Below are 12,641 nucleotides of genomic sequence, written 5' to 3'. Positions count from 1 at the left end.
TGGCACTGACAGTGGAATTAATCACACCGATAGCGATGGAGAAGGAATTAAGATTCGCGATCCGAGAAGGTGGAAAGACAGTAGGAGCCGGAGTCGTAACGGAGATCATGGAATAATAATAATTGTGCTCATGTGCTCATGCGTTCCTGTTGACATGAGCACATAAACACATGAGCACGTGAACACAGGATTTATATGGCAGCCTATGAAGGGCAAAAAATTAGAATAAGACTCAAAGCGTTTGATTATCGTTTGCTCGATCAATCCGCTCTGGAAATTGTCGACACGGCGAAAAGAACGGGTGCACGCATTGCAGGCCCCATTCCTTTGCCAACACGGATTGAAAAATATTCCGTCTTGCGTTCGCCACATGTGGACAAACGTTCCCAAGAGCAGTTTGAAATCAGAACACACAAACGCTTGCTGGATATTTTGGATCCGAATCAACAAACTGTTGACGCGTTAATGCGACTTGATTTGTCGGTCGGCGTCGAAGTTGAAATTAAAATGCTTTAGGAATCTTTATCAAGACCTAGCTTTGCTAGGTCGCGAAGCAAATTCGTAGAATTTGCGGAGTTAATATGACACTTGGTTTGCTTGGAACAAAAAAAGGAATGACTCAGGTTTTCGATGAAGAGGGAATTGTATTTCCCGTCACCGTTGTTGAGTTGGGACCTTGCACTGTTGTTCAAAAGAAAACAGTGAAGACGGATGGGTACAATGCCATTCAGTTTGGTTTTGCCAGTCAAAAAACCCATCGAGTCACTAAAGCCTTGAAGGGTCATTTTGAAAAGAAGGGTTTGAAAAATTATTCCAAAACTTTGAAGGAATCAAGAGTGTCTGACCCCGAACAATTTGAAGTGGGACAACAGATTACGGTTCAGGCATTTCGCGCCGGAGATGTTGTTGATGTGCAGGGAGTTACCAAAGGTCGTGGTTTTCAGGGTGTCATCAAAAAAGAAGGAAAACATGGTGGACCCGATGGTCACGGTTCCGGTTTTCACCGCCGTCCCGGTTCCATTGGTATGAGAACTTGGCCCGGTCGTGTTATGAAAAATATGGGAATGCCCGGTCGCATGGGAAATGATCAAGTTTTGATGCGTCATCTCACCGTGGTTGGAATCAAACCGGAAGAAAATCTTCTGTTGCTCCTAGGTGCGGTTCCCGGAACAAGAAATGGTTTGATTGTTGTTTTTAATCGCGCGAAAGATTTTGAAACACGTTACAAGAAAAGTGAGCAAAGCGAACGTGAGGGGGAGGCTCCAACGGCTTTGCCGTTGGAGGGGGCGACGCAAGCCCCTATAACAGAAACACCGAAGGTAGAGTGACGATTATGTTAACACAAGCGGTATTAAGTCCAGAGAACAAGGAATTAAAGAAGGTTGAATTAAATAAAGCCATCTTTGGTGCGCCCGTTCGCCAACAACTTCTTTTTGATTGTGTTCAAATTTATTTGGCGAACAAACGCCAAGGCACAGTCAAAGCGAAATTTCGTTGTGAAGTTCGAGGGTCGACGAAAAAAATCTATCGCCAAAAAGGGACTGGGAATGCCCGTCACGGCGGTATTCGCGCCAATATTTTTGTAGGCGGCGGTGTTTCGTTTCCTCCAAGGCCCAGAGATTGGCACACTACAATTCCGCAGAAGGCGAGACAAGAGGCTCTCATTTCGGCTTTATCGCTGAGAAAAAAAGAGGGAAATTTGATTGTCATTTCCGATTTTCCCTGTGAAGAAATAAAAACACAAAATATTGCGAAGACATTAAAGAAATGGGGACTTGCGAAATGCTTGGTAGTCATTGATCAGCACGATCCAAAATTGTGGAAATCAATTCGCAATATCCCGAACATAGAGCTCACTACTTCTACCAATTTGAATGTTTTGGATATTATTCGTTTTGAAAAAATAGTTGTCACTGAAAAAGCGTTACAGGCTTTAGAGAAGAGATTGTCATGAGATTAGAAGACGTCATTATCAAACCGTTGATTACTGAAAAGGGAACGCTTCAAAAAGAAAAGATGAATGAATATCTTTTTGCGGTGGATCCAAGGGCCAATAAATATTTAATCCGCGAAGCGGTTGAAACAATTTTTAATGTTACCGTGGTTGGAGTGTGGACCATGAACATGGAAGGAAAAAGAAAAAGAGTGGGTCGTCATTTCGGCAAAACAAACCCATGGAAAAAAGCGATTGTTCGTTTGAAGGAAAAAGAAACCATCAAGATTTTTGAGGCTCAGGCGGTATAATATGACTGTAAAATCATTTAATCCAACGTCTCCCGGTGTGCGGCAAATGACAATTTCCGATTTCGCCGATATCACAAAAAAAGCTCCTGAAAAAAGACTTGTGGAGAAATATAATCGCACAGGTGGTCGTAACAACACCGGTCGTATTACTTCGCGTTTTCGTGGAGGTGGAGCCAAGCGTTTGTATCGTAAAGTTGACTTTAAAAGAGAAAATGAAGGGGTTCCGGGAAAAGTGGTTGCGGTTGAATATGATCCGAATCGTAGCGCCAATATTGCGTTGATTCATTATCTGGATGGAGACAAACGCTATATTTTGGCTCCGGTGGGTTTAAAGGTTGGTCAACCGATTATGTCGGGTGAAAAAGCTGATATACTACCGGGAAATTGTTTGCCGCTGGCTAATATCCCCATCGGTTCTGAAATCCATAATCTTGAATTGAAGCCCAAAGCAGGTGGAAAATTAGTTCGCTCTGCCGGAATGGTTGCCCAGTTGGTCGGTAAAGACGCACCTTATGCTCAGATCCGCCTTCCATCGGGCGAGATTCGCAAAATTTTACTTGATTGCAAGGCTTCCATCGGACAAGTAGGCAACGCCGAACACGAAAATATTGTGATTGGAAAAGCGGGACGTCAAAGACATTTGGGATGGCGGCCACACGTTCGTGGTACCGCAATGAATCCCGTTGATCATCCACATGGTGGTGGTGAAGGACGCACAAAAGGTGGAAGACATCCTGTGACTCCTTGGGGTTTCCCAACAAAAGGTAAGAAAACAAGAAATAATAATCGGACCACGAAATACATATTGAAGGATAGGAGAATATAATGGGTCGATCGCTTAAAAAGGGACCTTTTGTTGATGATCACTTGTTGGAAAAAGTGGCAAAAGCAAAAGATATAAAAAATAAACCGGTGATTAAAACATGGTCTCGGCGTTCGACGATTCTCCCCGATATGATCGGTTTTACATTTGCTTTGCACAATGGGAGAAAATTCGTTCCGGTTTACGTGACCGAATCCATGGTGGGACATAAATTAGGTGAATTTGCCCCCACGCGCATTTTCAAGGGGCATAGTGGAATTCGCAAAGAGGCCCCGGCAACGGCGGGTGCGGTTCCAGCCCCGGAAGGAGGAGCACCAAAACCGGCGGCGCCAGCAAAGTAGGATAAAAATGCCTATGCATTTGAATCCCGTTCTGTCATTCCGGCGAAGGCCGGAATCCAGAAGCCCTTAAAATCACTGGATCCCCGCCTTCGCGGGATGACAAAAGAGGGCAAAGGTTTTCTTACAGGACTCAAGTGCATAGGCATTTAGGATAAACATATGTCTAAAAGAGCTGTTTTAAAACATTTGAGAATGTCGCCCCGAAAGGTTCGGGCTGTGGCGGGAGCACTACGCGGGAACAAAGTGGGTGCGGCACTCGATTATTTGGCGTTTTCAAAACGCAGTGCGGCGGAACCGCTCTGTAAGCTTTTGAAATCCGCGATTATGAATGCAAGCCAAGAAAAAGGCGTCGATGTTGATAATCTTTACGTCAAAGAACTGCGCGTGGATGTCGGTCCAACAATGAAAAGAATGTTGCACCGCGCGAAAGGGTCGGCAACAACAATTTTGAAACGAACCAGCCATATAACAATTGTTTTGGAGGAGAAATAATTGTGCTCATGTACCCATGTGCTCATGTGTCTCTGTTGACATGAGCACATAAACACATGAATACATGAGCACATAAATACGTAAACACAGGAGAAAAATGGGACAGAAAACACATCCAAAAGGATTTCGTTTAGGCGTCATCAGATCGTGGGATTCCAAGTGGTATGTTAAACCCAAGGAATATCCACGCCTGGTTCGTGAAGATCACACCATCAGAAAATATCTGAAGGAAAAATTGTTTGGTGCGGGTATCTCCCTGATAGAAATTGAAAGAGCTTCGGACAATGTGACGATTAATATTTACACAGCCAGACCGGGTCTCGTTATTGGAAAAAAAGGGGCTGGCATCGAACAGTTAAAACAAGAAGTTTCACGTTTCACAAAAGATGCGGTAACTGTCAATATTCGTGAAGTGAGAAGAGCCGAACTGGATGCCCAATTAGTTGCAGAAAATGTGGCGATGCAATTGGAAAGACGTATTGCTTTCCGCCGCGCTATGAAAAAAGCGGTTCAGGCAACACTCAAGTTTGGCGGCAAAGGAATCAAGATTCAATGTTCAGGCAGACTTGCTGGTGCCGAATTGGCGAGAACCGAGTGGTATCATGAGGGTTCCGTTCCGCTTCATACACTGCGTGCCGATATTGATTATGGTTTTGCCGAGGCCAAAACAACTTACGGCATTATCGGTGTGAAAACTTGGATATATAAAGGAGAAGTGTTGCCAAATTAAAGATCAAAAATTAAAGATTAAAGACACATATCAAAAATAAAAAATCTTTAATTTTTAACCTGTGTTTTTGATTTTTGATTTTTAATTTTTGGAGTTATAAATGTTACAACCAAAGAAAACAAAATATAGAAAGATGCAAAAAGGACGTGTTCGCGGAATGGCCAGTCGTGGTATCAATTTGGCATTCGGCGATTTTGGTCTTCAAAGTTTGGAACATGGTTGGGTCACCGCTAAACAAATTGAAGCGGCCCGCATGGCTATTTCGCGCCATGTCAAACGGGGTGGCAAATTGTTTACCCGTATTTTTCCGGATAAACCAATTACCAAAAAACCTTTGGAAGTCAGAATGGGTAAGGGAAAAGGTGCTCCGGAACAATATGTCGCTTGCGTCCAGCGCGGGCGCGTGTTGTATGAAATGGAAGGAGTGCCAAAGGATTTGGCACTGGAAGCGCTTCGTTTGGCTTCTCACAAATTGCCGGTCCGTACGCGTGTTCTTGTGCGCGAAGGAGGTTATCGTGAAGCCAGCTGAGGTGCGTACTAAAGCAAAAAAAGAACTTGAGAAATTGATTGTAGAAAAAAGGGGAACTCTGTTTGGTCTTAAGATTCGTCTGGCAACGGGCCAACTTAAAGAAACCTCTCAGATTCGTGAAACAAAAAGAGAGATTGCCCGTCTTTTGACGGTGTTAAAAGAGAAAGGTGAAAATGCAGCAAAATAAAAATGCCATAAAAACGAAAACAAAGACCGGTGTTGTGGTAAGTGATGCCATGAACAAAACAGTTGCTGTGCGTATTGAACGCCGTGTTTTGGAACCAAATTTTAAAAAATATATCAGCCGTCGCAAAAAGTTTTTGGCTCATGATGAGAAAAATGAATGCGAAATAGGGGATGTTGTTGAAATTCAGGAAACAAGACCTTTGAGTCGTCGCAAGAGTTGGAAGGTTGTCGCGATTATAAAAAAGGGTTTTGGAAAAGAGATTGCTTTAAAGGAATAAAATAAAATGATTCAGATGCGAACCATTCTTGATGTAGCGGATAATTCTGGCGCCAAACGCCTCATGTGCATCAAAGTGCTTGGTGGCACCAAGCGCCGATATGCTTATTTGGGGGATGTTATCGTTGTTTCTGTTAAAGAAGCGCTTCCTGATGCGAAAGTGAAAAAAGGAGATGTAAAAAAAGCGGTTATTGTTCGCGTGAGAAAAGAGACGCGTCGTCCCGATGGAACTTACATCAAGTTTGATGAAAATTCGGCAGTTCTAATTAATGAGCAAGGCGAGCCGATCGGCACTCGTATCTTTGGTCCGGTCGCTCGTGAATTGAGGGCGAAAAAATTTATGAAAATTGTTTCACTCGCTCCGGAGGTTCTCTAATGAGTTTGGCAAGAATTAAAAAAGGCGACACCGTTCAGGTAATTTCCGGACGCGAAAAAGGAAAGACCGGAAAAATTCTGGCGATCATCACAAAAAAAGAAAGAGCGCTGGTGGAGCATCTTAATATGATCAAGCGCCACACGCGTCCCCAATCGCAGACAAAAACGGGAGGGATTATTGAAAAAGAGGCGGCATTACCCCTCTCTGTAATGATGCCTTTTTGCCCGAAATGCAAAAAAGGGGTTCGCGTTTCAGCAAAAGTTTTAAAGGATCATTCAAAGACAAGAGTTTGCGCCAAGTGTGGCGAGAATTTGGACAATAAAAAATGAGTACGAAGAAGAAAAAAACGACTATGGACCATGGACCATGGACCATGGACCGAGCAAAAAAAGAACCCAGCACTTATACCAAAAAGTATCGGGAAGAGTGTATTCCTGTATTGATGAAGGAATTCCAATATAAAAATATCATGGAGTGCCCGCGCCTTGTGAAAATTGTGTTGAACACCTCCATGAAGGAAGCCACTCAGGATTCAAAAATTTTGGATAAGGCGGCAATAGAGTTGGGTCAGATTGCAGGACAAAAACCCGTACTCACAAAAGCTAAAAAATCGATTTCGAATTTTAAATTGCGTGAAGGCCAGGCGATTGGTTGTTGTCTGACGCTTCGCAGGGCAAGAATGTATGAATTTTTAAATCGTCTAGTCAACGTTGCTTTGCCTCGTGTGAGAGACTTCAAAGGAGTTTCCAATAAAGCATTTGACGGACGTGGTAATTATACATTGGGTTTGCAGGAACAGATTATTTTTCCGGAGATTCAATATGACAGTGTGGAACGCCCCATGGGGATGAACATTACATTTGTGACAACAGCAAAAACCAATGCCGAAGGAAAAGCATTATTAAAAGCAATGGGGATGCCTTTTAAAGAAGCATAAAGGAATAAAACATGGCAAAGACAAGTTTAATGGTGAAGGCGGCACGCAAACCTAAATTCAAAGTAAGAGGTTATAACCGTTGTCCGTTGTGCGGGAGAGCACGGGCTTTTTTTAGACGGTTTGGAATGTGTCGTCTTTGCTTTCGTAAAAAAGCCTTAAATGGTGAATTGCCGGGCGTTGTGAAATCAAGCTGGTAGGAGAAAAATATTATGATGACAGATCCATTAGCCGACATGCTGACAAGAGTTCGTAACGCCATTATGATGCGTCATGAACAGGTGACCATTCCGCATTCGCGTTTCAAAGAGTCGGTGTTGAAGGTTTTGAAAAAAGAAGGTTTCGTAGTCGATTTCGAAACCGTTGGAAGTGGGACAAAAAAAGCGCTTGTGGTTGCATTGAAATATGCTTCCGATGGAACGGCGGCGATTACCAATATCCGCAAAGTCAGCAAACCGGGGCGCCGTTTTTTTGGCGGCTATGAGGAATTAAAACCGTTTCGCGGTGGTTTGGGAGTTCGAATTTTAACAACGTCCAAAGGTGTTGTCAGTGAATCAGAGGCACGTAATCAAAAATTGGGCGGAGAAATTTTGGTAGAGGTTTGGTAATCAATGAGCGAGGATCCGGCTTTGCCGGTCCGAGCGAAAGGGGTGCGGGGGGATGGGGCCCGCATTCGCCGAAGGCGAATGGGGCAGTGATCCCCCCGATATAATAACGGAGGTTTGGTAATGTCACGCGTGGGTAAAAGACCGATTGTGTTAGCCAAAGAGGTGCAAGCCTCTATTCAGGAGACAAAGTTGACTGTCAAGGGTCCTAAGGGAACTTTGTCTCTCAACATTCCTCCTTTAGTTCATGTTGCTGTGGAAACCGGAAATGTCGTTGTGACCCGTAAACAGGAAGACAGTTTAAGCCGTGCCCAACACGGGATGGTAAGAAATTTAATTCAAAATATGGTTGATGGCGTTACAAAAAATTTTTCGAAGGATCTTGAAATTCAGGGAGTCGGATTTCGCGCCGAGCTAAAAGGAAAAGCGTTACAACTTTCTTTGGGCTTTTCACATCCGGTGTTGTTTCCAATTCCCGAAGGGATTCAAATTCAGGTAAACAATCAAACGCGTCTTACCATTCAAGGGTGTGACAAAGCGCTGGTGGGACAAATTTCAGCAAATATTCGTGGTTTAAAACCCCCCGAACCGTATCAAGGTAAAGGGATTCGTTATGTAAATGAAGTGGTCCGGCGTAAAGCTGGGAAAGCGGCGGCAGGTGCCGCAGGCGGGTAAAATTTATGAAAAAAGCAGTCAGCAAAAGAGAATTAGGTAGATTAAAACGAAAACTGAGAACTCGTGAAAAGCTTTCGGGCAATGCAGAAAAGCCTCGCCTTTGTGTTTTTAAAAGCGCGAAGCATCTCTATGCGCAATTGGTCGATGATTCCGCGGGAAAAACACTGGCAAGCTGTTCCAGTGTCGACAAACAATTAAAAGGAAAAGTAAAAGCCACTCTTGATGGTGCCAAAGAAATTGGAAAAGTTTTGGCAGAGAGAGCTTTGTCAAAAGGAATTAAAAAAGTTGTTTTTGACCGTAGCGGTTTCCGCTACCACGGTCAGCTGAAAGCCTTGGCCGACAGCGCAAGAGAAACAGGATTGCAGTTTTAAGGAATAAAAAAATATGGCTGAAAAAAGACAAAACAAAAATCGTAGAGGTAGACCGGACAAAAGAGAATCACGTGAAGAAGGTCCTCAATTATTGGAACGAGTGGTGCATATCAGCCGCGTTGCCAAAGTGGTGAAAGGCGGAAGACGTTTCCGCTTTTCCGCTCTGGTTGTTGTGGGTGATGGAAATGGGCGCATCGGTGTTGGCTTAGGTAAAGCCACCGAAGTTCCAGATGCTATTCGCAAGGGCACTGAAAAAGCCAAAAAAGGGATGATTCGTGTTCCTCTGCTTGAAGGATCCATTCCTCATGAAGTGACCGGCCATTATGGTGCAGGACTTGTGATGCTGAAACCCGCTAGCAAAGGAACCGGTGTTATTGCGGGAGGTCCTGTGCGTGCCGTTGTTGAATCGGTCGGAGTTCAAAATATTTTGACAAAATCAATCGGTACCAACAATCCACACAACGTAGTGAAAGCAACAATGAATGCGTTATTACAATTAAGATCAAGAGAAACGGTGCAACGTCTGAGAGGTCTCGATGTCAACTAAGGGTATTTTTACAGTCCAGTTAGTTAATTCTCCAATTGGTTGTCCGGAGACTCAGCGTGCAACGGTTCGTGGTTTGGGATTGCGTCGTTTGCATCAGATGAAAGACTTGAAAGACACACCGGCGAATCGCGGTATGGTTTTTAAAGTGGCTCATTTGGTAAATATTGTTACCGCAAAGAAGGGAAAATAAGTCATGGAAGCAAAAGCAAAACAGAAAACGAGAAAAACTTTAACTTTGAATACATTGAGTCCTTTGACCCGAAGAAAAAAATCGAAGAGACTTGGTCGTGGTGATGGAAGTGGACATGGTGGTACCGCAACCAAAGGTCACAAAGGACAGAGAGCGCGTGCCGGTGGTTATCACAAAATAGGTTTTGAAGGGGGTCAAATGCCAATGGCCCGGCGTTTGCCCAAACGTGGTTTTACCAGTCGCTCCACTAAGGAAATTGGTATCGTCAATCTTGAAAAATTGGCCCTACTTTCCGTCGGTACGGAAGTCAATCTGGAATTGGCCAAGAAAAATGGCTGGGTATCAAACAAAGCAAAATGTCTGAAAATTTTAGGCAATGGCGAATTAAAACATTCCTTGATCATTAAAGCGGATAAAATTTCCAGCTCGGCAAAGGAAAAAATTGAAGCCGCCGGCGGCACTTTTGAGTTTTTGACTTAAACACTTAAGCACTCACGCACTTTATATATGGCGGATGTCGCGAATATTGCAAAGATACCCGAGCTCAGAAAAAGAATTTTGTTTTCTCTCGGATTGTTAGCGGTCTATCGGTTGGGAATTTTTATCCACACCCCTTGGGTGCAGACCGAAGCGGTTAAAAATTTTTTGAAATCAGATACGGTCTTTGAAATTTTTAGAATGTTTTCAGGAGGTGCCTTGGAGCAGTTTTCCGTGTTTGCTCTGGGGATCATGCCCTATATCAGCGCTTCCATTATTTTTCAGCTTCTCACCGTCGCTGTTCCGGCTATCGAAAGATTGTCGAAAGAAGGGGAGGCGGGGCGTCACAAAATTACGCAATATACGCGTTATGCAACAGTTGTATTAAGTTTGATACAAGGCTTTGGCATCAGTTTTGGTTTGAGAAGCCAAGGTTTTGTTACTCCGGGCATTAGTCCCGCCGCTTTTTATCTCTCAACTGTTTTGACATTAACAGCCGGTACCACGTTCTTGATGTGGCTTGGTGAAATGATTACGGAGCGTGGCATTGGAAACGGTATTTCCCTGATTATTTTTACGGGTATTGTCAGCCGCGTGCCAAGTGGTTTTAGAGATGCTTGGCAAAATAAATCACAATTTGGTGATCTTTTCGGATTTCTCGCTTTGGTTGCCGCGATTGGATTGATTATTGCGTTTGTTATCTACATGGAGCGGGCGCAACGTCGCATCCCGATTCAATATGCTAAACGGGTTGTAGGAAGGCAATTAATGGGAGTTCAGGCATCTCATCTGCCATTGAAAGTAAACTCTGCCGGTGTGATTCCGCCAATTTTTGCCTCTTCATTGATTCTATTTCCCGCGACAATCGCGCAATTCAGCAAAGAAAATGAATTGATATCGAAAGTAGCTGTGGCACTGTCAAGCGGTTGGTTTCATACAGCGCTCTATCTGGCATTGATTATCTTTTTTGCCTATTTTTATACCGCCGTTGCTTTTAATCCGGTTGATGTGGCGGAAAATTTGAAAAAACATGGAGGGTATGTTCCCGGAATCAGGCCGGGAAAGAGTACGGCTGATTTTATTGATTTAATTCTGAGTAGAATTACTTTGGGCGGGGCTCTTTATATTTCTGCTGTTTGTATCCTGCCCAATATTTTGGGGGATCAACTTGGGATACCTTATTCTTTGACACGGACATTTGGTGGAACCTCTTTTTTGATTCTTGTTGGTGTGGCCATGGATACTTTGGCTCAGATAGAATCCCATCTGCTCTCGAGGCATTACGAGGGATTTCTGGGAGCCAAGGGGGGTGGACGTTTTAGGGGACGTTAATGGTCTATAACATTGTCTTGATTGGGCCGCCCGGAGCTGGTAAGGGGACGCAGGCCGAAAAATTGGCGGAGTCTTTGAAAGTGCCCCGGATTACGACCGGGGATCTTTTTAGGCAGGCGGTGCGTGACAAAACACCGCTGGGTCAAAAGGTTCAAGGGATTTTGGAAAGCGGGACTTTGGTTCCTGATTCGGTTGTTCTCGAATTGATGGAAGAGAGAATGTCAAAGTCCGATTGCGCGAATGGTTTTATTTTGGATGGCTTTCCAAGAACCGTTGGACAGGCATTGGGATTGGAGCAGTGGTTCCAAAAAGCAAAAAAATCGCTGGATGTGGTTGTGGCCCTGAATGTTTCGGAAGAAGATGCGGTTACCAGAATGACGGGCCGCAGACAATGCAGTGCTTGTGGCACTTCCTACCACTTGCAATTCCGGGCTCCCATAAAAGAGGGAGTCTGCAATCAATGTGGCGGTGCTTTGGTGCAACGCAAAGATGACGAAGAAAAAACAGTCCGTCATCGGTTAAAAGTTTATGCAAAGGAGACTTCTCCTTTGCTTAAGTTTTACGAAGAGAAGGGGTTGTTAATGACGGTGGATGGAGCTCAGCGCCCTGCAAAAGTTTTTGAATCCATTAGCTCTTTGATAAGATGATTTATTTGAAATCGCCAAGCGAGATTGAGAAGATGCGATCGGCGAATCAAATTGTTGTACTTGTAATGAAAGAGGTGCAAAAACTTCTTCATCCCGGGATGACAACGCTGGAATTGGACTCCAAAGCCGAAGCGATTGTTTTGAAGGCGGGGGCAAAACCGGCATTCAAAGGTTATCGCGGTTATGCACATACTTTATGTGTTTCGGTGAACGAAGAAGTGGTTCACGGAATTCCCGGTTCCAAAAAGTTGAAAGAAGGAGACATCGTCAGCATCGATTGCGGTGTTCTTTATGAGGGTTTTTACGGAGATCATGCATGGACTTTTCCAGTGGGAAAAATTTCCGCGGGGGCAAAAAAAATTTTGGAAACAGGTGAGATTGCATTGAACATCGGAATTCGTGAAATGAAAGTGGGAAACAGAGTACACGATATTTCAGCGGCGATTCAAAAATATGTTGAAGGAGAAGGTTTTTCGGTTGTTCGGGATTTTGTGGGGCATGGGATCGGAAGAGATTTGCACGAGGAACCGCAAGTTCCGAATTTTGGTGATTCAGGAACCGGCGTGCGACTAAAACCCGGTTTGGTTTTGGCTCTGGAACCCATGGTGAATGAAGGAACATGGGACGTTGAAACGTTGGAAGATGGATGGACCGTGGTGACAAAAGACAGAAAATTATCGGTCCACTTTGAACATTCTGTAGCTTTGACGGAAAACGTCGCTGTTGTTTTAAGTTCTTGGAAATAGTTCTTGGTCAAGGCCGGCTTAGCCGGCCGCGAAGCAAACTCGAAGAGTTTGCGGAGTCCGATACCCAAGGCCGGCTTAGCCGGCCGCGAAGCAAACTCGAAGAGTTTGCGGAGTCCGAT

General features: G+C 44.2%; 25 protein-coding genes. All 25 read left to right on the top strand.

The features are described from left to right. Window positions 1-116, top strand: a 116-nt coding sequence (locus tag HY877_07105; GenBank protein ID MBI5300040.1) for a hypothetical protein, incomplete at its 5' end; no start/stop codon positions are given. Between the two features lie 79 nt (window positions 117-195). Then, the gene (gene rpsJ, locus HY877_07100) at window positions 196-516 is read left to right on the top strand and encodes a 30S ribosomal protein S10 (GenBank protein MBI5300039.1); all 321 of its coding nucleotides are present in this window, start codon (window positions 196-198) and stop codon (window positions 514-516) included. A gap of 65 nt (window positions 517-581) precedes the next feature. After that, complete coding sequence (gene rplC / locus HY877_07095) at window positions 582-1,328, top strand: 50S ribosomal protein L3 (GenBank protein ID MBI5300038.1); 747 nt, start codon at window positions 582-584, stop codon at window positions 1,326-1,328. Between the two features lie 5 nt (window positions 1,329-1,333). Then, window positions 1,334-1,954: a 50S ribosomal protein L4 gene (rplD, locus tag HY877_07090; GenBank protein ID MBI5300037.1), complete on the top strand. Its 621-nt coding sequence runs from the start codon at window positions 1,334-1,336 to the stop codon at window positions 1,952-1,954. Further along, complete coding sequence (rplW, locus tag HY877_07085) at window positions 1,951-2,244, top strand: 50S ribosomal protein L23 (GenBank protein ID MBI5300036.1); 294 nt, start codon at window positions 1,951-1,953, stop codon at window positions 2,242-2,244. The genes rplD and rplW overlap by 4 nt, the downstream gene beginning before the upstream one ends. Before the next feature lies 1 nt (window position 2,245). Then, on the top strand, window positions 2,246-3,070 hold the full coding sequence (gene rplB / locus HY877_07080; protein MBI5300035.1) for a 50S ribosomal protein L2: 825 nt from the start codon (window positions 2,246-2,248) through the stop codon (window positions 3,068-3,070). Further along, window positions 3,070-3,408: a 30S ribosomal protein S19 gene (gene rpsS / locus HY877_07075; GenBank protein ID MBI5300034.1), complete on the top strand. Its 339-nt coding sequence runs from the start codon at window positions 3,070-3,072 to the stop codon at window positions 3,406-3,408. The genes rplB and rpsS overlap by 1 nt, the downstream gene beginning before the upstream one ends. Window positions 3,409-3,567: 159 nt before the next feature. Beyond that, a complete protein-coding gene (gene rplV, locus HY877_07070; protein ID MBI5300033.1) occupies window positions 3,568-3,900 on the top strand; it encodes a 50S ribosomal protein L22 in 333 nt (110 codons plus the stop codon). 97 nt (window positions 3,901-3,997) lie between these two features. Further along, a complete protein-coding gene (gene rpsC, locus HY877_07065) occupies window positions 3,998-4,630 on the top strand; it encodes a 30S ribosomal protein S3 (protein ID MBI5300032.1) in 633 nt (210 codons plus the stop codon). 100 nt (window positions 4,631-4,730) lie between these two features. Then, on the top strand, window positions 4,731-5,159 hold the full coding sequence (gene rplP, locus HY877_07060) for a 50S ribosomal protein L16 (GenBank protein ID MBI5300031.1): 429 nt from the start codon (window positions 4,731-4,733) through the stop codon (window positions 5,157-5,159). Then, window positions 5,041-5,346, top strand: coding sequence for a 50S ribosomal protein L29 (gene rpmC, locus HY877_07055; protein ID MBI5300030.1), 306 nt, complete (start codon window positions 5,041-5,043; stop codon window positions 5,344-5,346). Before rplP ends, rpmC begins: the two co-directional genes overlap by 119 nt. Continuing rightward, the gene (gene rpsQ, locus HY877_07050; protein ID MBI5300029.1) at window positions 5,333-5,623 is read left to right on the top strand and encodes a 30S ribosomal protein S17; all 291 of its coding nucleotides are present in this window, start codon (window positions 5,333-5,335) and stop codon (window positions 5,621-5,623) included. Before rpmC ends, rpsQ begins: the two co-directional genes overlap by 14 nt. 6 nt (window positions 5,624-5,629) lie before the next feature. Next, window positions 5,630-5,998: a 50S ribosomal protein L14 gene (gene rplN / locus HY877_07045; protein ID MBI5300028.1), complete on the top strand. Its 369-nt coding sequence runs from the start codon at window positions 5,630-5,632 to the stop codon at window positions 5,996-5,998. Beyond that, window positions 5,998-6,327 carry a 50S ribosomal protein L24 gene (locus tag HY877_07040; protein ID MBI5300027.1) on the top strand — a complete coding sequence of 110 codons (330 nt, stop codon included), beginning with the start codon at window positions 5,998-6,000 and terminating at the stop codon, window positions 6,325-6,327. Before rplN ends, HY877_07040 begins: the two co-directional genes overlap by 1 nt. Before the next feature lie 44 nt (window positions 6,328-6,371). Then, complete coding sequence (rplE, locus tag HY877_07035) at window positions 6,372-6,935, top strand: 50S ribosomal protein L5 (GenBank protein MBI5300026.1); 564 nt, start codon at window positions 6,372-6,374, stop codon at window positions 6,933-6,935. 11 nt (window positions 6,936-6,946) lie between these two features. Next, window positions 6,947-7,132: a type Z 30S ribosomal protein S14 gene (locus tag HY877_07030; GenBank protein MBI5300025.1), complete on the top strand. Its 186-nt coding sequence runs from the start codon at window positions 6,947-6,949 to the stop codon at window positions 7,130-7,132. Window positions 7,133-7,141: 9 nt separating this feature from the next. Next, on the top strand, window positions 7,142-7,540 hold the full coding sequence (gene rpsH, locus HY877_07025; protein ID MBI5300024.1) for a 30S ribosomal protein S8: 399 nt from the start codon (window positions 7,142-7,144) through the stop codon (window positions 7,538-7,540). 120 nt (window positions 7,541-7,660) lie between these two features. Next, window positions 7,661-8,212 carry a 50S ribosomal protein L6 gene (rplF, locus tag HY877_07020; protein MBI5300023.1) on the top strand — a complete coding sequence of 184 codons (552 nt, stop codon included), beginning with the start codon at window positions 7,661-7,663 and terminating at the stop codon, window positions 8,210-8,212. Between the two features lie 5 nt (window positions 8,213-8,217). Then, window positions 8,218-8,583: a 50S ribosomal protein L18 gene (rplR, locus tag HY877_07015; GenBank protein MBI5300022.1), complete on the top strand. Its 366-nt coding sequence runs from the start codon at window positions 8,218-8,220 to the stop codon at window positions 8,581-8,583. A 13-nt stretch (window positions 8,584-8,596) separates the two neighbouring features. Further along, entirely contained in the window at window positions 8,597-9,130 is a 534-nt protein-coding gene (rpsE, locus tag HY877_07010) for a 30S ribosomal protein S5 (GenBank protein MBI5300021.1), read from the top strand. Next, window positions 9,120-9,320 carry a 50S ribosomal protein L30 gene (gene rpmD, locus HY877_07005; protein ID MBI5300020.1) on the top strand — a complete coding sequence of 67 codons (201 nt, stop codon included), beginning with the start codon at window positions 9,120-9,122 and terminating at the stop codon, window positions 9,318-9,320. The genes rpsE and rpmD overlap by 11 nt, the downstream gene beginning before the upstream one ends. A gap of 3 nt (window positions 9,321-9,323) precedes the next feature. Continuing rightward, window positions 9,324-9,800, top strand: a complete 477-nt coding sequence (rplO, locus tag HY877_07000; GenBank protein ID MBI5300019.1) for a 50S ribosomal protein L15 — start codon at window positions 9,324-9,326, stop codon at window positions 9,798-9,800. 27 nt (window positions 9,801-9,827) lie between these two features. Next, entirely contained in the window at window positions 9,828-11,129 is a 1,302-nt protein-coding gene (secY, locus tag HY877_06995; protein MBI5300018.1) for a preprotein translocase subunit SecY, read from the top strand. Continuing rightward, the gene (locus HY877_06990) at window positions 11,129-11,776 is read left to right on the top strand and encodes an adenylate kinase (protein ID MBI5300017.1); all 648 of its coding nucleotides are present in this window, start codon (window positions 11,129-11,131) and stop codon (window positions 11,774-11,776) included. The genes secY and HY877_06990 overlap by 1 nt, the downstream gene beginning before the upstream one ends. Next, window positions 11,773-12,522 carry a type I methionyl aminopeptidase gene (map, locus tag HY877_06985; protein MBI5300016.1) on the top strand — a complete coding sequence of 250 codons (750 nt, stop codon included), beginning with the start codon at window positions 11,773-11,775 and terminating at the stop codon, window positions 12,520-12,522. The genes HY877_06990 and map overlap by 4 nt, the downstream gene beginning before the upstream one ends. Window positions 12,523-12,641 lie beyond the last annotated feature (119 nt).

The sequence above is a fragment of the Deltaproteobacteria bacterium genome (assembly GCA_016213065.1).
Classification (GTDB): domain Bacteria; phylum UBA10199; class UBA10199; order SPLOWO2-01-44-7; family SPLOWO2-01-44-7; genus JACRBV01.
The sequence above is the reverse complement of the archived record's forward strand: the minus strand, read 5'-3'. Positions and strand labels throughout refer to the sequence as shown.